Raw genomic sequence first — 19985 nt, 5'->3', positions numbered from 1 at the left:
TGGCGTGAAGATCGCGTTAGTAAAACCAAGCGAGTACAATGGAGTGAGGTAGATAGTTACCTGAGTGGTGGAATGAATATGGACCGAGATAGCGCCTCAGATAAAGACAGCGAACTGCTTGCAACCGCGGAGGACCGCGAGCGGGCTCGCACCCTGCTTCTCGATCGCTTCCGGTCGGGCAACCTCAGCTTCGATGAGTACGAGGTTCGACTTCTTCGCCTAGCCAAGGCTCGGCGGGTCTCCCAGATTTACGAGGCCACCTTCGAAAAGATCCGAACACCCTTCATCGGTCCGCGTTGGGATCACAGAATGCACCGGATCGATACCGTCGGGCTTATACCCATCGTGGCGCTTGCAGCCCTGAGTTTCTTCATGGGGTGGGTATTTCCGATCTTTGCCATCGTTGCCGTGCTCTTTATCGCGGTCAACGTCGGCTACGGGCTGCAGTGGCTCCGCTACCGCCCAATCAAGCGCAGCCTTGCCAAAAGCGACCATCCTGCCTAACGATCCAGTCTGGTCAGCCCAAACGCCCGGTCGTCTAAGGTGGTCGCATGAACGACGATCAACTGCATCCCTGGCATCAGGTCCAAGAGGATCTTCGCCAACCAGCGAAGGATCTGAGATCCCTGATCCCCGAGGTCCTTAAGTCCTACGGTGCCCTGCACCACAGTGCCATGGCGGAGGGCACATTGAGCACCAGCACCAAAGAACTCATCGCTATCGCCGTAGCTGTCGCCCTCAAATGTGACGGTTGCATCGCAGCACACGCCCGCGGCGCCGCACGTGCTGGCGTCAGTCGCGAAGCGCTAGCCGAAGCGCTTGGGGTCACCATCTTGTTGACCGGCGGGCCAGGAACCGTCTACGGACCTCGGGCACTTGAGGCCTTCGACGAGTTCGTTGTCGACTACCGATCGGACGGCGGCTCTACCTCGAGCTAAGGATCTGCCCATTGGGGTCATCACAAGCCCAGCGCATAACGCTGAGCGCATGGTCTCGATGACCCAGTGCATATAGTGCCCGTGAACCGACGACATCCTCAATCTCCATCAGGACCGGCCCGTCCGGACCGGTGCAGACATCGACGCCGTAGTATCCCGGCCCGAGCAGACCGATGATGGCTTTGACAAAGTGATATTCGTTGTCGCCGGCGCGAACGAGTCGAGCCGAAGCACCCATCGCAACGTTGGAGTGCATTCCATCGGTTGCCAGCCGTTCAACGGTCGCAACAATTTCTCTGCCGACGACATAATGCCGACGATCACGCCAGGCCTCAGGGAGATACGCCTGGGCAAGCATGGCCGATGTCCACGAAAACCAACCATGGTCTCGCATGAGCTCTACGCCGCGGCCGCCATGGCCCCAGCGCGGCTTGCGCACCCAAGCCGACCCGATGGCACCGGGAAGATAAAGTGGCGGCGTCGAGATCCCATGGCGTTGCGCCCAAAGATACTGGGCGAGTTTATCATTGCCCAACATTGCTAGCAGAGGGCTGTTGACGACCCGTGGGACACGTGATTGTAGCCAGAGGCGTTCGCGCAGTGAGCGTGATCGAACGATGATGACATCTATAGTGGTCAAATCCGTCGATCGCAAGGCGTCAGAGCCGACGACCGGGACCACCTCGACCCCCAATGCGCCCCCAGCGCTCATCAGCGCGGACAGGAAGAATCGATTGCCATCGAGCTGGATGGGATCGTAGTAGACCGCTACCCGGCGAGCCACTGGCCTAATGCCTGACCGACGCGGAAGGCTACATCCACACCGGATATCGCCGACAGTCTCCAGATATGGGCATTGGAGTTCACCTCGCAAACGATGGTGCCGTGGCCGTCCTCATCAAAAAGGAGATCGACCCCAACGTTGAAGCCACCCACCGCAGCTGCACTCGCCACCGCCAAGTCACGTTCAATGGTCGAAGGCTGGTAAGGATAGCCCACACCGCCAGCCGAAAGGTTGGCTCGGAAATCGATCGGGTGTTCTCGGGTAATCGCAGCGACACATTCACCGTTGACTACCTGGAGGCGCAGATCCCGACCGCGCGAACTCGCGATAAACTCCTGGGCAAGCAGGTGGCGGTCTGCCAGGGCATCCACGATGGCGAAGACGTCTTCGACAGCGTTGGCCAGGTAGACCTGGGCGCCAAAAGAACCTTTGGCCTCCTTGATCACGACAGGCAATGAGAGTTCGTCAATCATCGACAACACCGCATTGGAGTCGACTTTTTGCTTTGGATAGAGTGACGGCAAGATAACGGTCTTCGGGATGCGAAGACCGTGGGCATTGAGATGTGTGTAGGTTCGACGTTTGTCATCACAGATGGCGATCGCCGACGCGCTATTGAGAACCGTGGCGCCCTGCAGCTCGAGCTGTTCAGCCAAGGCAACATCCTTATCGAGAAAGACGACGATCTGATGATGACGGTCTACCTGTTCGACCCTGCTCATCAGGTTTTCTGTGCTGATCAGTCGGACATGCTCGAAGGTCTTGCCAAGGCCACGCTGATAGAGGATGCCGTGGTCAACGAACTTCTCCCCCAGTCCAAGGTTGGCCACCACCAACACCTCGCGCTCAGCACCAGTGATGACTGGGGCTACGATCGAGTCTCTTGCCAACGGGGATTGGTCCTTATGCACGGCTACAGTCTAGAGAAGGAGGAAACATGCCAGTAGATCGGGTGTGGTGCGAGTCCGCTGACTTGTGCCTCTACATCGCCAACGTCAAGGAAAGCGCCACCCTTGATCGTCCGTCGATCCTGGTGTCTCCAGGTATTACCGAGACCGACATCGGGGGTAGCACCGACCGAGTATTGCAAGAGGTTGTTGAACGATTGAGTTACTTCTGCCGCACCGAGGTGATCGGATTCAATCCACATGGGGTCGGTGAATCGAGTGGTACCCTGTCAACTGAGGGTTTAGGCAACGATCTTCTCGCTATCGCTGAGTTCCTCAAGCCTCGCTCCCTGGTGATGATCGGCTTTGGGCTGATTGGTTACGCCATGCTCACGTGCACACCGTTGCCTCAAATCGCTGGCATCGTCACCGTCGATCCACTGGTCGACCCACACGACCGCGACGAACTCACCTCGATGGGAGTGCGTCTCGACCCCGACCGCACACTCACGGTCACTGACATCCCGATCGATCTCGACAGCCACCGGACACGGTGGCTGGTGATTGTCCCGGGTGACCAACGACGATCTGACGATGTCGGACTTGCACAACGCATCGAACGCTACCGCCCAGAGGTGCACCGCATCTTTGCGACGCCATCGCGCCTCGGTAGCGACCCGCGTCCGTATGCGCTCATCTTGGGGTGGCTAGAGCGTGAGCTATGGACCAACCCTGCAACGATCGAGGCGCCACGCAAGTGAGACTCTCAGCTATTCTTCGGGATACTCCTAGCTTGCCCTTCGTAACGCTGACTAGCTTAAGAGTTGCGAAAGGAGCATCGCATGCGAATTCTAGTAGTCGACGATGAAGAGACACTGGTAGACACCCTCAAGCGTGGCCTCGTGGCCGAAGGCTTTGCAGTGGATACTTGTTACAACGGTCTTGACGGTCTGCAGCTGGCGCGAAGCGCGCCCTATGACTGCATCGTCCTCGACATTATGTTGCCTGGAATGAACGGTTTCAAGTTCACGGCAACCCTGCGAAATGAGGAGATCTGGACACCGATTCTCATGTTGACCGCCAAAGACGGCGAGCTTGACGAGGCTGAAGCACTCGATACCGGCGCCGATGACTTCCTGAAAAAGCCCTTCTCCTTCACGGTCCTTGTGGCACGGATACGCGCGCTGTTACGCCGCAATGTTGACAGTCGACCACCGGTCTTGATGGCTGGTGACCTCAAGCTCGACCCCTCGAGCCATTCGGTCACTCGAGGTGATGTCACCATCGAGCTCACGACCCGAGAGTTTTCCTTCCTTGAACTCCTCATGCGCTCAAAAGGTAAGGTCCTCAACAAGCGTGAGATCATCGAACACGTTTGGGACTACGATTTTGAGGGAGACTCGAACATAGTTGAGGTGTACATTGGCTACCTGCGCAAGAAGATCGACGCGCCGTTTGGCACAAAGTCGATCCGTACCGTTCGCGGCGTGGGCTACCTCCTGGAAGAGGATGGCGGCACGGCGCCAGTCACCTGCGATGAGGTGTCGACTGTCGTCTAGCTCATATATGACTAGGAGACCAACGTGAGGCTTGCCTCCATGGAGCGAATTGATCAGGTCCAAAAGACGCGATTTCCGCCCCTACGCTGGGTTGGTCGCCAGCTTGCTTCGGTTCGCAAACGTACCACCATAGCAGCGACCGTGGTCGTAGGGCTCGTCCTGTTGGCGGCGTTCATCGGCGTTGCCGTCACGCTTCGCTCTGCGCTCACCAAAAACGTCATCAACACGGCTAAGAACGAAGCCGACGATATCGTGCTCTTGGTCAGGGATGGCCATCTCCCGAATCCACTGCCGATACCGAGAGGGGATCTCGCCGCCCAAGTTGTCAACAGCAAAGGCGCTGTTGTAGCCTACTCCCCGAACCTGAAGGGGGCAAAAGCGTTGCGCACACCCAAAAGGGTGCCTGCGGATGGGATTGTAATGACCGAGTATTCCGCTAGGGCAAACCGACTCGCCATCAACGGCAACGTCGACCACCACGCGGTATTTGTTGCCGATCAGGTTGAGGTGCCGACGTTTCTGGTAGGAGTTATCAATCGGCCCCCCTCATCGTCGAGCACGAGCCACCTCATGGCTGGGTCCACTGGCAAACCAACCACCTTCTACGTCTATACCATCGCCTCCCTGTCCTCGGTGGATGCTTCGGTTGCAGCGCTCAAACGTGAGTTCTTCATCGTGTACCCGCTCATCTTGTTCGTCGTGGCGTTATCGACTTGGATCTTGAGTCGGCGAGCACTCGCGCCAGTCGATCAGATCCGCCGAGACGTCGAAGAGATCACCAGCCTCAACCTCTCAAACCGCGTCTTTCAGCCGGACGGCGGCGATGAGATCGCTCGACTCGCTGCCACCATGAACTCCATGCTCGCCCGTCTCGACGCCGCATCAGAGCAGCAGAAGCAATTCATCGCCGACGCTTCCCACGAACTCAAGAGTCCCCTGTCCGCCCTTCGAGCTTCGCTCGAGGTTGGCCTCTTGCATAGTGACATGACCGATTGGCATCAAACGGCGAGCGTTGCCCTCCAAGAGAGCGAACGAATGCAGCGCTTGATCGAGGACCTTTTGACACTAGCCAAAGCTGAGGCCCACGTGCAAGCCGTACGCGTCACGGTCGACCTCGATGAGCTCTGTCGCGAAGAGGTCCAAAGGATACGTCGTACCCATCCCGGCATCAACATCGACATGTCGAGGGTCAACGCCGTTCGGCTCCTCGCCGATCCGGAACAGATCCGCAGCATCGTCCGCAACTTGATCGAGAACGCCGTCCGTTATGCCAGCACCACGGTCATCGTGGTGGCCCAAACCGACGAACAATGTGCCACCTTCGCAGTGGCCGACGATGGTCCGGGCATCCCACCCGAGCGCAGAGACGCCGTGTTTGAACGATTTACTCGCCTTGACCCGGCGCGAAGCCGCCTCCAAGGTGGGTCGGGGCTCGGCCTTCCAATCGTTCGAAGCCTAGTGGAACTCATGGGAGGAACGGTTACCATTGGAACCTCCCACCTACAGGGGGCATACTTTAACGTCCGCCTACCCATCGTGGCCGATCAACGTGAACCTACCAGTCCGGCACTTCACGACCCGCAAACGACCGTCGCTCATGCCAAGGGCGCTCAACTAAAGGAAACTGTTTGACAAAACTCACCTCATCCCCATCGCGCAAGCAACACAAACGCCACTCGCTTGCCTACCGTCGGGTCCGTGGCGTGATCATAGCTGGCATCGTGGTCGTGGGTGGCTACGGCTCACTGGGGGTGATCGGCGCGCTAGGGTCGCCCGGATCGGCCAGCTTCGGTGTCAAATTCGTTGAGTGGGTGCGGGGCAACGGAGGCGCAAGCATCGTCCAAACAGCGGAGGATACCTGGTACAGCATAAACCAGCCACCTGTTGGCGGGACGCCACCGAAAGGCTCACTTCGCCCGGCAGCGAGTGTTCGCGAGAGCCAGCCTGCTAGGGCAAGTTCTGGTATTTTGCCCGCACCCAAGGCAATCCCTCCTATCGCAAGTCCCCCATTGGCGCATGAAGGACAGTGGACTCCGGAAGGGCCACTCGTTGATGGTTCGCCCGCACTCTACGTCACGTTGATGCGACCAGACAAGGTCCACACCTCGCTCGTCGCAGGTGTCGCCTGGCTCGACCCCAAACTCGTGAGCTTCCTTCAGTACGCTGGTGCCCAGGAGCCACCTGGCGGCGGTTCATGGCCGTATGTGGCACCGATTCAAGGCACCCAAGCCTCCAATTTGGTCGCTGCCTTCAACTCAGGCTTTCGTATGAGCGATGCACAGGGGGGCTATTATGCCTACGGACGCATGGCCGTCCCACTCAAAAACGGAGCCGCATCCTTCGTCGTGAACCAAAATGGTGTCGCTACCGTCGAGCGTTGGACCGATGGCCAACACGTCCCTCGGTCAGTTGCAGTTGTCCGTCAAAACCTGGTTCCGATCGTGGAATCCGGCAAGGTCAACCCGCGAGTGTACTCATCAAATTACCAGACTTGGGGCGCAACCGTAGGCAACCAGGTCCTGGTATGGCGCTCGGGCGTGGGTGTCACAGCGAACGGAGCAATTGTCTACGCGAGTGGCCCGGGACTCTCAGTGGCGTCGCTCGCGAAGCTCTTGGCTCGAGCTGGGGCCGTCAACGCGATGGAGCTTGACATTAACTCCGCGTGGACGAACTTCTTTTACTTTAATCACACACTCGGCACACCCGCCAGCCCGGCCAATGGCTACCGCTTGGTCTATAACATGGAGCGACCTCCACAGCGCTACTTTGAGGGGACCGCTCGCGACTTCGTCGCAGCAATAGCGAGGGCCCACCCACTGAACGTAGCGCTATGAGATCCGACAGCCTTGGCGCTCCGTCGGGATGAGCTGGGTGATACCGGTGGCTAGAGTGCAGCAATGAGCCGGTTTGCCAGGCGATCACGCGCCCGGGGTCACCGACGACGGGCCAGCTCGCCGCGGAGTAGACACGCTCCTCATCCCATCGATAGCAACCAGTTCGCCCCTTCCGCCAGGTTGATTTTGTCTGCCGCCGTCGGCTGACATGACACCAATTAATCGGTGTAGCGCAGCCAATAGGAGTGGCCGATCAGTTCGATTACGACTCGTCCAACGCGAGCATCAGCGTGTTCCAGGGCAGCGTCGCGCACTTGATCCGAACCGGGAACTTAACGACACCCTGAAGCGCCGCAAGCTCTCCGATCTTTCGCAGATCCACAGGCTCAGGCTCCACCGGTGATTCTTCTACGGCAATCATTCGTTTGAAACGATGGACGATTGCTCTCACCTCATCAACCGGCTGTCCCTTGACCGCTTGTGACATCAATGAGGCCGAGGACCGGGAGATGGAACACCCCTGCCCGGTAATTTTGATGTCAGCGACCACCCCATCTTCGACTTGGATGTAAATCTTCACTTCATCCCCACACAGTGGGTTAAAACCCTCCTCACTGTGCACCGTCGGGCCCTCAAGAACCCCCTGGTTCCGGGGATTCTTGTAGTGATCGAGGATAATCTCCCGATAAAGGTCGTCAAGATCGTTCATCATCACTCCTAACCGTGAAACATCTGGTAGGCATCGAGGAGCCCCACGACCAGCGCCTCGACATCACGTTCGTCATTGTAAAGATAAAACGACGCGCGGGCCGTCGCGCCCACACCGAGTTCACGCATCAACGGCTTGGCACAATGGTGCCCTGCACGAACACAGACACCATGTTGGTCCAGCACTTGGGCGACGTCATGGGGATGAACATCAGCCAGCTCGAAGGAGATGACCCCTCCTCGTTTCGTGATATCACCCGGCCCAAAAATCTTGATACGCTCGCCGAGCCGATCATGGAGCTGGTCGATCGCATAGCTCGTTAGCGCCCGGTCATGTGCACTGATGGCGTCCATCCCGACCGCCTCGAGATAGCCAAGTGCAGCATCCCACCCCGCCGCCTCTGCGATCGGCGGGGTGCCTGCCTCAAACTTGTGGGGGATCTCGTTGGCCGTGAACCCATCGAGCCTGACGTCACTGATCATCTCTCCACCACCGAGAAACGGAATCATCTTGTTGAGGATCTCCGCTCGCGCCCAGAGCGCCCCAATACCGGTCGGTGCAAGCATCTTGTGCCCAGTGATCGCGAGACAATCAACTCCAAGCTCACCAACGTCGGTCCTAAAATGGGGGACAAACTGGGCTCCATCGGCGACGACAATCACATTGTGCTCATGCGCTTTGCGGCTCAACATGGCGACAGGATTCAGCGTACCGAGAACGTTCGACATCAGCGTGACCCCGAGGATGCTCGCACGGTCCAAGAGCGCATCAAGATTGTCGAGCACCAGTAGACCCTCGGCATCGAGTGGCAAATAATCGACGGTAAAACCGATCTGTTGTTGCAAGATCATCCACGGGACGAGGTTGGCGTGATGCTCCATCTCCGTCAGGAGGACGTGGCTCTCAGGCGTCAAGACAACGCGACCCAAACCCTGAGCCACAAGATTGAGGGCTTCCGTGGCGTTCTTGGTAAAGACGATCTCGTGCGCGGGATCGCTAGCGCCGATAAAGGTTCCGAGGTGCTTGCGGGCAGCCTCGTAGATGCCGGTCGCCTCCTCGGCGAGACCGTAAACACCTCGATGGACGTTGGCATGAGAATGCCGATAATAGCGATCCATGGTATCGAGCACAGAAACCGGCCGCTGCGACGATGCCGCAGAGTCCAAATAGTAGAAAGGCCGAGATGACTCAATATCGGCAAAGATCGGAAAATCCTTACGCAACTCACTAGCCAGATTTGCTACTTCAACACTCGCCACTTCTGATAACCCTCTCGCTCAAGATCCTCCACCAACTCCATGCCTCCCGATCCAACAATGCGACCGTCGACGGCTACGTGCACCAGAGTCGGGGTAAGCCAGCTCAAAATACGCTGGTAATGGGTGATTAGGACCACCCCCATCTCCGGATTCGCTTCACGCACCGTCTCGATGCCATTGGCGACGGTTTTCAGTGCATCGATGTCAAGACCAGAATCGGTCTCGTCCAAGATAGCTAGTTCAGGCTGCATCATCGCCATCTGAATGATCTCATTACGCTTCTTCTCACCACCAGAGAACCCCTCATTGAGGTGCCTTGAGGCGAATGAAGGGTCGAGCCCAAGCCGTTCAAGCCACTCGAGGAGATCGAAGCGAACCTCGATGACGGACACGTCGGTACCCCGCCGAGCTTGCAAGGCCTGTCTGAGAAACTGAATAACCGACACACCTGGGATCTCCTCGGGATACTGGAAGGCGAGGAAGATCCCCTCTTTGGCTCGCTCATCCACCGGAAGTCCACCGATATCAATACCCTTGAACAGCACATGGCCGCGGTCGATCTGGTACTCACTACTACCCATGATCGCGTTCGCGAAGCTCGATTTGCCGGATCCATTCGGTCCCATGATCACATGCAACTCGCCAGGAGCGACGGAGAGCGAAAATCCCTTCAAGATCGTCGTGCCCGCAGCGGATACCCACAGGTCTTGAGCCTCAAACAACGGTTCAACTGTCACGAGCACAGTCTAGTGGGAATTAACCCTATCGCAATAGTGCAATTGGCCAAGCACGACTCGAGGCTTAAGTAGCACGCGAGGTCGGTTAGATTTAACTGCGTGTGCCTAGCGAAGGAGATCGACCATGCGTATCGAAGTTGATTTCGACAAATGTCAGTCCAATGCAGTCTGCGAAGGTCTTGCACCATCGGTATTCGAGATTCGAGAGGATGGCTTCCTCTACATCTTGAATGAAAACCCACCCGAAGACGTGCATGCGAGTGTCCTTGCAGCGCAGGCGCAGTGCCCCACCCAGGCGATCAGCGTGAACGACTAGCAACGTGGGCAGACTGGTCATCGTTGGAGGGGCGTTGGCTGGCCACCGAGCAGCCGTGCAGGCGCGGCGCCTTCGGCCCGATCTCGATATCACGGTGCTCGGCGCCGAGCGCGAGCTTCCCTACCAGCGTCCGCCACTCTCGAAAGGGTACCTCATGGGTACGGTATCTGCTAACCGAGTCCAACTGCGTGGCGCAGCTGAGGGCTATCGGTTTCGAGCACTCACAGCAGCCACCGACCTTGATCTCGACCGTCGCGAGGTCACCGCCGATCATGACGTCGAGCCATTTGACCAACTCATCGTCGCCACCGGCGCCCACCCCAGACACCTCGATGCCTTCCCGCCGAGCGAAGAGATTATCTATCTACGGACGCTCGTAGATGCGACCAGAATTCGAGATGCATTTGGGCACATTCGCCACCTCACCATTATCGGAGGTGGTTTCATCGGTGCAGAAGTCGCGATGAGTGCCCGCCATCATCACATCGACGTCACACTCGTCGAGCAACTTCCTCACCTGCTGTCGCGCGCCGTGGGTCGTAGCGTCAGCAACCTCGTCGAGGAGCATTTGCGACACGAGGGCGTCACTCTGGTCACTGGCCACGAGGCCACCCAAGTACATGACGGGCTACGAATGCTGGTCAACGATGGCTCCCAAGCATGGGAAACGGATCTCATCGTCGTCGGAGTTGGAGTGATTCCGACGATCGAATGGCTCGACGGCGCACTCCCCGTCAACGATGACGGTGGGATAGCCGTCACTCAGCATGGACTGGTGGAGGGCTTCGAGTCGATCTCGGCCATCGGTGACGTCGCGAGCTGGTATCACCCTCTGTATCAACGTCCGTTGCGCTTCGAGCACTTTGAGGTCGCCACCAACCAGGCAATGCACGCCGTTGCAGCATTGTTTGGAAATCAGCGCACACCCTACGAAGAGCTCCCCTTTGGCTGGAGCGACCAGGGTGGGCTCTTGATCCAGATCCTCGGCTTGCCGAGTCCCGACCTCCTCGAAGTCGAGGAGCCTGTCGAGGGTGGACGATGCTTCCTGTATTACCGCGGCGAGCGCCTCGAGGGGGCTGTGCTTATCGATGCAGCTGAAGCGCTCACAACGATACGAGAGCGAATCATCTCGTCGCTAACGAACGATGTGTGAGCGCGCTACCGTCGCCCTTTGATAAGAGCAAAGCCCAATCTCTTTACCACAGCTACAACAGAACCGTTGATAGTGGCCACAGCGACAGGCCGGATCCATCACTAAGACCATGACATGGCTCAGCTTATGGCATCTACTCCAAAGCGTTGGTAGCCAGTGCTCTCAAGCTCGACCGCTAGGTGCATGCCGCCTTCAGCAACGATCTTTCCCCGCACCAACACGAGAACCCGATCTGCACGTATCTCTCGCAACAGCCGCGGATAGTGGGTGATGAGGAGCAGCGCTGTTCCTTGCTCCTCGTTCAACCTCCGAAGTCGACGCGCCACGTCACGTAGGGCATCGATGTCAAGACCCGAATCGATCTCATCACCAATTACCAGTGACTCGGGAACTGCGCTAACGAGCAGCGTCTCGAGCTTCTTGCGCTCGCCCCCAGAGAGGTCAACATTAACCCAACGATTGAGTAGCTTCTCATCGAGGGATAGATCACGCGCCTCCGAAGTAATACGCTCAGATACCTGTTGGGCATCGAGGTCGCGGAAGCGATACATGGAGGTGACCAGCTCATCGACGCGCACCCCTGGGATCTCGGGCTGGCTTTGCGAGATGAGCGCGAGGCCACTACGGGCTCGTTGGTCGGTAGACCAGTCGGCGATAGGCTTGCCGTCGATCTCAATAGCGCCGTGGTCGACCACATAGCTCGGACGCCCCATAATTGTCGACACCAACGTACTCTTGCCGGATCCATTCGGTCCCATGACCGCGACAACCTCGCCGGAATCGATGTGAAGATCTATCCCTGCCAACACCTGCGTAGCTCCGATAGATACGTGAAGATCCCTGACCGATAACAGTGTCACTGGTTTATCTACCTCGCTTCGCATCAATTGTGTCATCCTCTGAACGACTGAGGAGTACCACCCCATCGCGCTCAGCAACATCGAACACCGGAACAGCCTTCGTAGCTGGGAAACACGTCGGATGTCCATCTCTTAGTGAAAACGTGCTACCATGCTTCCAACACTCGATCTCTCGCTCCTCGGCGTACACTTCCCCCTCGGAAAGGCTGTACTTAGCATGCGAGCATGTGTCTCCAATGGCGAAGAGTTCGCCATCGATTCGCACAACTACCACCGGGAAGCCGGCGAAGTCGACCTTGACGGCCTTTCCCTCTTCAAAGTCCCCGGATACTCCCACAGATTCAGTCATTGACCCGACTCCCACTTTTCATCCACCGCCGCGCGCAAGGATCGTTGTTCCACGGCGAAATCATCACCCATATCAGCAAAGAATGCCCGAGCCAGCGTCCGGCGTGCCTCCTCGGCCGGGAAGCCCTTGGATGCAAGATAAAACAGCTGCTCTTCGTCGATCGGTCCAACGGTGGAGGCATGAGAGCATTTCACATCGCTAATTTGGATATCAAGGTTGGGGACCGACCAAGCGAGCGCCTCCTCGGAGAGCAGCACATTCCGGTTCGTCTGGAAGGCTTCAGAGCCTCCTCCAAGCGGCGTGATGGTGATGGTGCCAGTGTAAATCGAGCTACCATCGCCATTGACCACCCCCTTGTAGAGCAAATCGCTCTTCGTGCGCGGTGCATCATGCGTGATGAAAGTCCGATAATCGACCCGCTCTGCGGCGCCCACCACGTAGCCAACCCTGATGACGGCACTGGCGCGGGCGCCTTGGAGCGTACCGTCGGTGCGAACCCGGGTGTAGCCCTGATGGGTACTCGCCGTATCGATCTCAAGCCGCGCATCGGCGCCTAATCGGAACCTTACATAGCCCAAGCTCAGTGCCTGCCGATCGTGATCGAGCTGCTGTCGATAGGTAATCGACGCCTTCTCGCCACCGAAGATCTCAATGACGGGAGCATGCAGCACCGATCCGCTCAGAAGGTCAATCTGGATGATCTCCACGCTCGCGCCTGGCGCAACCGATATCCGAAGCCAGCTCCAGAGCCCAGCATCGGCACCGCTGCCGCAGGTGATGATGCCAATGCGATGCACGGATGTGTCGAGGTTGACCTCCAGTCGACCCGGTGCAAGCAGCGTGGTCAGCGACAACAGGCTCTCATCCGCTTGGCGGAGAAACTCCCCAATGGCTTGAACCTCCACAGCCATGACCCCATCGGAGTGGGAGTCGATATCCACGAGGTGGCCCCCATCGATCCGAATGACGCTATCCATAGGGCCGAAGGTCGCGAGCATCTCAGTCGCTCGCGACCAAAGAGCTTCATCGCTCTCGATACCCGAACCCTGATACCGGTCCCATTGGACGTCATCAATTGGAGAGTATCGCCAGCACTCAAGCGCCTCAGTCGGTCGCTCCAGCCGCCCCATCTCGGCAGCTCTCGCCGTGCTTCGAACCGGCAATTGCCAAGCTACATCCTCACCTAAGGACCCCACACGTTCTCCTTCGTTCAATTGCAAACGCTGTTTCCATACCGCCACCCGAACCAAACCCAGCAAGCTCGACTCTGTGGGCGTTAATCCCACGAGCAAAGCCCTTCTGGGTACCGCCCTCACGAGCACTACAGATTAGCGATCGCCCGGCGTCATGGTTTACCCTATCAGCATAGTGCTAATCTGGGAGAATCCCCCGAAGCGACACCGACAGGAGACATCGATGGAGACGTTGACAATCACGACCAATAACGGGATCAGCGAGCTGACGCTCAACCGACCATCCAAGCTCAACGCCATGAATGCTATGTTCTTCGAGGAGTTGCCGCAAGCGATCGAGACCTTGGAGCACGATCCAGCGACACGAGTAATCATCGTCCGTGCGAACGGTCCCCACTTTAGTGCCGGACTGGATCTGCATGAGATGGCACCTGGATCACAAGCCGTCAAGACCGCCGACGACATCGAACCCCTCCAACGTGGATTCGCATCGCTCGCCACCGTGAGCAAGCCCACATTGGCCGCGGTCCATGGTTACTGCATCGGGGGAGGCCTTGATTTGGCTGCTGCGTGCGATTGGCGTCTGGCATCACAGACCGCGATCTTCTCTCTCCGCGAGGTCCGAATCGGAATCGTTGCCGACCTTGGATCGCTGAGCTTGCTAGCTGACGTTCTGACCTACTCCACATTAGCAGAGATCGCACTCACCGGTCGCGATATCACCGCTGGCGAGGCCAAACAGCTCGGCCTCGTGCAATCAGTGCACCCTTCGCTCCAAGCCCTCGAAGCTGCCACTTTAGGACTTGCCAACAGGCTTGCCGCGAATCCTCCACTCGCCGTGCAGGCGACGAAACGATTGCTTGTCAGCGAGCGCCGAGAGCGCCTCGGCACGCAACTCGCTCGCGCAGCTGAGGCAAATGTCGCTTTGATGCGCTCCGATGACGCGCGCGAAGCACTTCGGGCCCTTCAAGAGCACCGAGAGCCACGTTTTCAAGGGCGCTAGAGTCCAGCAAGCTCTTAGTCCTGATGAACGAGCGCACACCACAGATGCAGGTAATGCTTGTGCTATCCTTTGTGCATCTGAAGAATCAGGTGCCAATTACTTCGAGAGCCACGACGATCCAACGGTTCAGGTAAAGCGACTGAGCAAGCGGATTGAAGCTCTCGGATTCCAGGTCACCGCAGCAGAGAGGGTCGCCTAGGCCCGAGCATCTCACAACGCAAAGACCAGCTCGCATCGTCGGATGCTTAGGTTTTGTCGTCCCAATTCTTTAGGTGGTGGGGCATTACACTTAAGACACTTCGACCGTCTGGTTGAATCGCACATCGAACGGTACTGCCGGCGCACTCCATTACCATGAAAAAGGCACTACCGTGAGAAGGAGAGCTGTCATCCATTCGTCAAGCTCCTACCTGTTCCTAAGGTTTCTCAAAGCATGGAACATAAGAATGGATCACAGAAAGTTAGTGCATTGGGTTTTGAACCTCAACTCGCGCGAGAGCCACGGCGCGTGGTCAGAGTACGGCGAGCTGAGTAGAGAGAAAGGCGCGCACCATGAATAACAATGAGTTTCCCGAAGACGAGCACTCGTTAGAACCCACCAACGGGGATGATCCGACGCAAGAAATTCCTAGCGATGCTGCGCCGACAGATCAAGGGCCCACTGATCAAGGGTCGACGAGTGACGATGCGACCATTGGTGATGGATGGCCCTCTGGTGATGGATGGTCTGCTGGCGACACGCTGGCCTCGGGCGGCAATCTGGTGAATGATTCGGTGCCGGCCAACGAAGGCGACCTAGACGGCAGTGGGGTCGGTGGTCCTACTCGGGGTTCGGGCCCTTCGTCAACCTCCTCGCCCGGTTACGCCGGCTACGAATACGCCTCGTCCTGGACCTCGCCGGCCCCGTCTGCACCGGCGTCGAGCACCACCAAGAAGGGCAAAAGCAGGGGGTCACTCTCACAACGTCGGTTCTCTGGACTCACGGTTCTCACTGCCGCAGTGGTCGCAGCGGTGGTAGCGGTGGGTACCAGCTTCACGGTTGTGCACCTCACCAACTCGTCCAATTCCAAGCCGGTGGTCATCAGCGAGTCATCGGCATCTCCAACATCGATTCAGGGGTCTGGACTCAATGGGAACGGCAGTCTCAATGTCCCCCAGATCCTGGCCAAAGTCGAGCCAGCCGTCGTGGATATCACGGCAGAAGGTTCCACGAACAATGGTTTCCTCGGCACCAGCCAGTTTGAGGATGCTGGGACTGGGATGATTTTTAGCTCGAGTGGACTCGTCTTGACCAACAACCACGTGATTGCTGGGGCGACATCGGTACAGGCAACGCTGTATAACCAGTCCAAGTCCTATCCAGTCAAGGTCATCGGCACCGATCCCGCTCACGACGTTGCGGTGCTTCAGATTGAGGGGTTGTCAAACCTTCCGACCGTCAAGTTCGGCAACTCAGCGCAGCTCCAAGTCGGGGACCCAGTCGTGGCAATCGGCAACGCGTTGGCGCTCCAGGGTGACCCGACGGTTACCCAGGGGATCGTATCGGCGCTGAACCGTTCGATCACCGCCCAAGATCAGAACCTCAGTGAGCACCTGACACAGATGATCCAGACGGATGCGCCTATCAACCCTGGTAACTCCGGAGGTCCGCTCGTCAACGCCGCCGGTCAGGTGGTCGGCATGGATACAGCTATTATCTCGTCGACCTCCCAGACACCAGCGCAGAACCTCGGGTTTGCCGAATCGATTGATTCGGTCTTACCGGTGGTCAAGCACATCCTGAAGGATCCGAGCTACTACACAAAGTCGTCATCGGGTTCATCAAATGGTACAACGACAGCCAAGGCCTTCCTTGGCGTTGGCATCCAGACCATGAATGCACAGGCCGCCGCTCAGCTCGGCTATCCGACGAACCAGAAAGGGGCCCTGATCGACTATATCTACCCTGGGTCCCCTGCATCGAATGCTGGCCTCACCTCGGGTGATGTCATCATCGGCTTTGATGGAAAGTCAGTCACTGACGCATCGCAGCTTGTCACCGACGTCACCTCGAAGTCACCCGGAGCATCAGTAACGCTCAAGGTACTATCTCAGTCTGGTATATCTACCCTAACCATCACCCTAGGCAACGCACCAGCAGCTTAGATGACGAAACCGCATCACGGTTATCAATCCAATGACACCGCCAACCGCCCCCAGTTGGCGGTGTCATCGCGCTCACCGGTGCACAACTGCGCCGCATCAGCCTCGATGCTTAGCGGTTGATCTTGCTCGGCTATCATCAACGCAAGGAGAATGCATGACATCGACACAGGGACGGCCATCGAAGGACAAGCGCGTGCTCGTCGTCGATGATGAGCTCCCCATAACGGAGCTGCTCCAGATGGCACTCAACTTCGAAGGCTACGAGGTCAACATCGCTGCCTCCGGACGCGAGGCATTGGAGCTGACCAAATCGTTTCGGCCCGACCTTATTGTCCTGGACGTCATGATGCCTGGCCTCGACGGCTTTCAGGTTGTCAAACGACTTCGCGAAGAGCGCGATGACACGCCCATCCTGTTCCTAACCGCCCGTGACTCCATCGAAGATCGCGTCGAAGGCCTTCGACTCGGCTCCGACGACTACATCACCAAGCCGTTTTCGCTCGCCGAGCTCACCGCGCGCATCGAGGCGGTCCTGCGCAGAACTGGTGGTGGACCGGCCGAGGTCTCTCGCCAGACGTTTCACGATCTCACGTTAGATGACGAAACCCACGAGGTGCTCCGCGCCGGCAAGCCTGTGGAGCTCACTGCGACCGAATTCAAGTTGCTGCGTTTTTTGATGCTTAATGCCAACAAGGTCGTCTCCAAGACACAGATCCTCGACCATGTCTGGGAGTACGACTTCGGTGGCGATGCCAATATCGTCGAAACCTACATCAGCTACCTGCGCAAGAAGCTCGACCAGTATGGTCCGCCAATGATCAAAACGATCAGGGGTGTTGGCTACAGCCTACGAGCGCCTGAGGCGCGCGAATCCTGAAATCCGAGCCGGGAACTGTGCCTAGACCGAAACCGAAACTCTCCCTTCGAGCTCGGCTGCTAATCATCACACTCGCAACACTGGTCGTTGGCACCTTGGCGATCGACTTCACGACGGTTACAGCACTCCGCTCTTTTCTCATAACCCGCGTCGACTCCCAACTCACCAGCGACATCCCACTGGCCGCCAGGGAACTGCTGCACACCAGTGTGTACGGTGATTCGACCTTCGCCGGTCTCGTCTCACTGCCCCAGGGTAGCTACGGCGAACTCATCTTCTCTAACGGGACATCCGTCATCGGTCAGTTCTCAAACTCCGTTTCCGAACCTCCCCCAGCGGTTGCCAGTGGCAAGCCGGGTGATCAGCGCGTCGACGTCCCTGTGGGACATCCCATCACGATCGAACTGCCGAAATCAGACTATTCCTATCGAGTGCTCGCAGCTCGCGACCCGGCTCTTGATGCAACGATGATCTTATCCATCCCATTGAGCTCGGTTACGAGCACCTTGGGTCGCCTGGAACTTGCCGAGCTCTTTGTCTCCTTGGGTGTGCTCTTAGCGTTAGGGCTCGCTGGAGCAATCTCGATTCGGATCGGACTAAGCCCACTTGAGCGCATGCGCTCCCAAGCGCGAGGAATCACTGCAGGCGATTCGATGGCACGAGTGGACGACGATGGTCCACAAGAGATTGCCAGCCTCGCCGACACGTTAAACACCATGCTCGAACGACTGCAAGACGCCTACACAAATTCTCAGGGCTCTCAAACACGGCTTCGCCAATTCATCGCTGACGTCAGTCATGAGCTGCGGACACCGTTGACCAGCATCAAGGGCTATGCAGAGCTCTATCTTGATGGCGCATTGGATCAAGTGAAGGATACGCCACTGGCCATGGAGCGCATCCAATCAGAAGCTAGCCGTATGGCCGCCCTCATCGAGGACCTCCTGCTTCTGGCCCGCATGGACGAAAATCGACCACTGTCGCTGGCACCAGTCGATCTGGCGAAGCTAGCCAAAGCGGCGGTGATGGACGCCGCCGCTGTAGAACCAGAGCGCAAGATTGACCTCGTGATACCGCCAGAAGCTCTCGTACTTGGCGACGAGCATCGCCTCACCCAAGTGATCACCAACCTGCTCTCAAATGTACGCACCCATACGCCTCCGAGCGCAACCGTCGTCGTTCGCGTCGAGATCACTCCAAAACAGGCGCCACTGCCCACAGGAGCGCGTACCGCGAAGGAGATCGCTGACCTGTTTGGCAACACCGACGAGACGATCGCACTGCTCGAGTGGGATCGGAAGGTTCGGCTTACCGTGTGCGATACCGGTCCGGGACTCGAAGGCGCACAACTGGACCGCGTCTTCGAGCGCTTCTATCGATCTGACGAATCACGCTCACGATCCCGCGGGGGCGCTGGACTCGGGCTTTCGCTGGTGGCAGCCATCACCCATGCCCATGGAGGAACCGCTTGGGTGGCGAGTCCAGGCCTGGGGCGCGGTAGTTGCTTCGGTGTCGATCTCCCGATGTTGGAGATGGACACTGGGGACGAGGCCATCGCTCAACACGGCACCACCTCCCCAGTCGAGACAACGGCGCGCAACAGTACACCCTGGCGAATTGGATCGAGACGAGATCGAACCAAATCAGACTGAATATCGCATCAGATCACACAATCGGATCACAGCGCCAAGGTGACCCGATCTTGGCCAGCAATCTTTCCAAGCCCTCAACCCACCAATGATGATTGGATTCGCATCAGAGAGTGTGGAGCGAGGAATCTGCTGAAATTCGAAATGTGATCGAAGCACCAGCTAGCGAGTAGCATGACAGGTGCAGTCAGCAGTGAAAGGTGGCGTTGTGAGCAGCTATTCGAATCGTGGATCAGCCATGGTTGGCAAAACGGTTGGTGCGGGAGCCGTTGTGGCGGTCATTGGGACCTTGGTGGCCGGACCAATCGGTCTCGTGGTCGGTGCTGCCGCCGGCGGTTGGCTTGGCTACAAGTATGCCACCAAGGATCAGACCCGCTGATCCTCTCATCAATTTTCGCTGTCTAGAACATATCGCCCCCATCGACTCTGACCACTCTCGGTTGCTCTTGTCTATGGTTTTGCCCTTAGAAGGTGAATCGCTCAGTTGTTGCGCTCCACGCTCGACACAGCGTTGACTCTTCGACCCCACAACAGTTGTCACAACGACTCCAGCCTGAGCATTGATGGCCAGAGCTGTTTGTTATTGGTATGGGGTGGTGGATGCCGGGTAGCCAGGATCAATCAGCTCGTAGCGAATACCCGTGGATGACGAGTCCTCCTGCGTACCCCAACAACGTTTCGATGGTGCAGGACACGCACTACACATGAGGCTAAGCCATATCGACACCAAAGC

The 19985-nt window shown here is 57.8% G+C and carries 21 protein-coding genes; 13 read left to right on the top strand and 8 right to left on the bottom strand.

Annotated features, from left to right (window positions below; genetic code table 11):
* Positions 1 to 78: 78 nt before the first annotated feature.
* Entirely contained in the window at positions 79 to 504 is a 426-nt protein-coding gene (locus tag MP439_06975; protein MCI2975804.1) for a DUF1707 domain-containing protein, read from the top strand.
* 47 nt (positions 505 to 551) lie between these two features.
* Positions 552 to 938 (top strand): carboxymuconolactone decarboxylase family protein, encoded by a 387-nt coding sequence (locus MP439_06970; protein ID MCI2975803.1) that lies wholly within the window; start codon positions 552 to 554, stop codon positions 936 to 938.
* On the opposite strand, the gene MP439_06965 is transcribed toward MP439_06970, so the two are convergent.
* A complete protein-coding gene (locus MP439_06965) occupies positions 925 to 1722 on the bottom strand; it encodes a hypothetical protein (protein ID MCI2975802.1) in 798 nt (265 codons plus the stop codon). The genes MP439_06970 and MP439_06965 overlap by 14 nt on opposite strands.
* Positions 1707 to 2612, bottom strand: coding sequence for a RimK family alpha-L-glutamate ligase (locus MP439_06960; protein ID MCI2975801.1), 906 nt, complete (start codon positions 2610 to 2612; stop codon positions 1707 to 1709). Before MP439_06960 ends, MP439_06965 begins: the two co-directional genes overlap by 16 nt.
* Positions 2613 to 2659: 47 nt before the next feature.
* Here MP439_06960 and MP439_06955 point away from each other — a divergent pair, with 47 nt between their 5' ends.
* The 4 genes from MP439_06955 to MP439_06940 all read left to right on the top strand — a co-directional run bounded on the left by MP439_06955 (position 2660) and on the right by MP439_06940 (position 7002).
* A complete protein-coding gene (locus MP439_06955) occupies positions 2660 to 3370 on the top strand; it encodes a hypothetical protein (protein MCI2975800.1) in 711 nt (236 codons plus the stop codon).
* A gap of 81 nt (positions 3371 to 3451) precedes the next feature.
* Positions 3452 to 4168: a response regulator transcription factor gene (locus MP439_06950; GenBank protein ID MCI2975799.1), complete on the top strand. Its 717-nt coding sequence runs from the start codon at positions 3452 to 3454 to the stop codon at positions 4166 to 4168.
* Between the two features lie 39 nt (positions 4169 to 4207).
* A complete protein-coding gene (locus MP439_06945; GenBank protein MCI2975798.1) occupies positions 4208 to 5800 on the top strand; it encodes a HAMP domain-containing histidine kinase in 1593 nt (530 codons plus the stop codon).
* Positions 5797 to 7002 carry a phosphodiester glycosidase family protein gene (locus MP439_06940; GenBank protein MCI2975797.1) on the top strand — a complete coding sequence of 402 codons (1206 nt, stop codon included), beginning with the start codon at positions 5797 to 5799 and terminating at the stop codon, positions 7000 to 7002. Before MP439_06945 ends, MP439_06940 begins: the two co-directional genes overlap by 4 nt.
* A 262-nt stretch (positions 7003 to 7264) precedes the next feature.
* On the opposite strand, the gene MP439_06935 is transcribed toward MP439_06940, so the two are convergent.
* From MP439_06935 to sufC (MP439_06925), 3 genes are read right to left on the bottom strand one after another with little or no spacing between them, the layout of a single operon-like run.
* Positions 7265 to 7711, bottom strand: a complete 447-nt coding sequence (locus MP439_06935) for an SUF system NifU family Fe-S cluster assembly protein (protein MCI2975796.1) — start codon at positions 7709 to 7711, stop codon at positions 7265 to 7267.
* Positions 7712 to 7719: 8 nt separating this feature from the next.
* The gene (locus MP439_06930; GenBank protein MCI2975795.1) at positions 7720 to 8970 is read right to left on the bottom strand and encodes a SufS family cysteine desulfurase; all 1251 of its coding nucleotides are present in this window, start codon (positions 8968 to 8970) and stop codon (positions 7720 to 7722) included.
* Positions 8952 to 9692 (bottom strand): Fe-S cluster assembly ATPase SufC, encoded by a 741-nt coding sequence (sufC, locus tag MP439_06925; protein MCI2975794.1) that lies wholly within the window; start codon positions 9690 to 9692, stop codon positions 8952 to 8954. The genes MP439_06930 and sufC (MP439_06925) overlap by 19 nt, the downstream gene beginning before the upstream one ends.
* 139 nt (positions 9693 to 9831) lie before the next feature.
* On the opposite strand from sufC (MP439_06925), the gene MP439_06920 reads away from it, so the two are divergent.
* Positions 9832 to 10023, top strand: coding sequence for a ferredoxin (locus MP439_06920; GenBank protein ID MCI2975793.1), 192 nt, complete (start codon positions 9832 to 9834; stop codon positions 10021 to 10023).
* 4 nt (positions 10024 to 10027) lie between these two features.
* Positions 10028 to 11176, top strand: coding sequence for an NAD(P)/FAD-dependent oxidoreductase (locus MP439_06915; protein ID MCI2975792.1), 1149 nt, complete (start codon positions 10028 to 10030; stop codon positions 11174 to 11176).
* A gap of 119 nt (positions 11177 to 11295) precedes the next feature.
* On the opposite strand, the gene sufC (MP439_06910) is transcribed toward MP439_06915, so the two are convergent.
* The 3 genes from sufC (MP439_06910) to MP439_06900 are packed head-to-tail and all read right to left on the bottom strand — an operon-like array spanning position 11296 to position 13581.
* Complete coding sequence (gene sufC / locus MP439_06910) at positions 11296 to 12060, bottom strand: Fe-S cluster assembly ATPase SufC (GenBank protein MCI2975791.1); 765 nt, start codon at positions 12058 to 12060, stop codon at positions 11296 to 11298.
* Complete coding sequence (locus MP439_06905; GenBank protein ID MCI2975790.1) at positions 12041 to 12385, bottom strand: non-heme iron oxygenase ferredoxin subunit; 345 nt, start codon at positions 12383 to 12385, stop codon at positions 12041 to 12043. The genes sufC (MP439_06910) and MP439_06905 overlap by 20 nt, the downstream gene beginning before the upstream one ends.
* Complete coding sequence (locus MP439_06900; protein ID MCI2975789.1) at positions 12382 to 13581, bottom strand: SufD family Fe-S cluster assembly protein; 1200 nt, start codon at positions 13579 to 13581, stop codon at positions 12382 to 12384. The genes MP439_06905 and MP439_06900 overlap by 4 nt, the downstream gene beginning before the upstream one ends.
* 220 nt (positions 13582 to 13801) lie before the next feature.
* On the opposite strand from MP439_06900, the gene MP439_06895 reads away from it, so the two are divergent.
* The 5 genes from MP439_06895 (at position 13802) to MP439_06875 (ending at position 19631) form a co-directional block, all read left to right on the top strand.
* Positions 13802 to 14581: an enoyl-CoA hydratase-related protein gene (locus MP439_06895; protein ID MCI2975788.1), complete on the top strand. Its 780-nt coding sequence runs from the start codon at positions 13802 to 13804 to the stop codon at positions 14579 to 14581.
* Between the two features lie 552 nt (positions 14582 to 15133).
* Entirely contained in the window at positions 15134 to 16726 is a 1593-nt protein-coding gene (locus MP439_06890; protein ID MCI2975787.1) for a trypsin-like peptidase domain-containing protein, read from the top strand.
* 154 nt (positions 16727 to 16880) lie between these two features.
* Entirely contained in the window at positions 16881 to 17603 is a 723-nt protein-coding gene (locus MP439_06885) for a response regulator transcription factor (protein MCI2975786.1), read from the top strand.
* A gap of 17 nt (positions 17604 to 17620) precedes the next feature.
* Positions 17621 to 19255, top strand: a complete 1635-nt coding sequence (locus MP439_06880; GenBank protein MCI2975785.1) for a HAMP domain-containing histidine kinase — start codon at positions 17621 to 17623, stop codon at positions 19253 to 19255.
* A 205-nt stretch (positions 19256 to 19460) separates the two neighbouring features.
* Positions 19461 to 19631 carry a hypothetical protein gene (locus MP439_06875; GenBank protein MCI2975784.1) on the top strand — a complete coding sequence of 57 codons (171 nt, stop codon included), beginning with the start codon at positions 19461 to 19463 and terminating at the stop codon, positions 19629 to 19631.
* Positions 19632 to 19985: the final 354 nt, after the last annotated feature.

It is taken from the genome of Ferrimicrobium sp. (assembly GCA_022690815.1).
Lineage (GTDB): Bacteria > Actinomycetota > Acidimicrobiia > Acidimicrobiales > Acidimicrobiaceae > Ferrimicrobium.
Note: the sequence above shows the minus strand (reverse complement) of the source record. Positions and strands in the feature narration are given on the sequence as shown.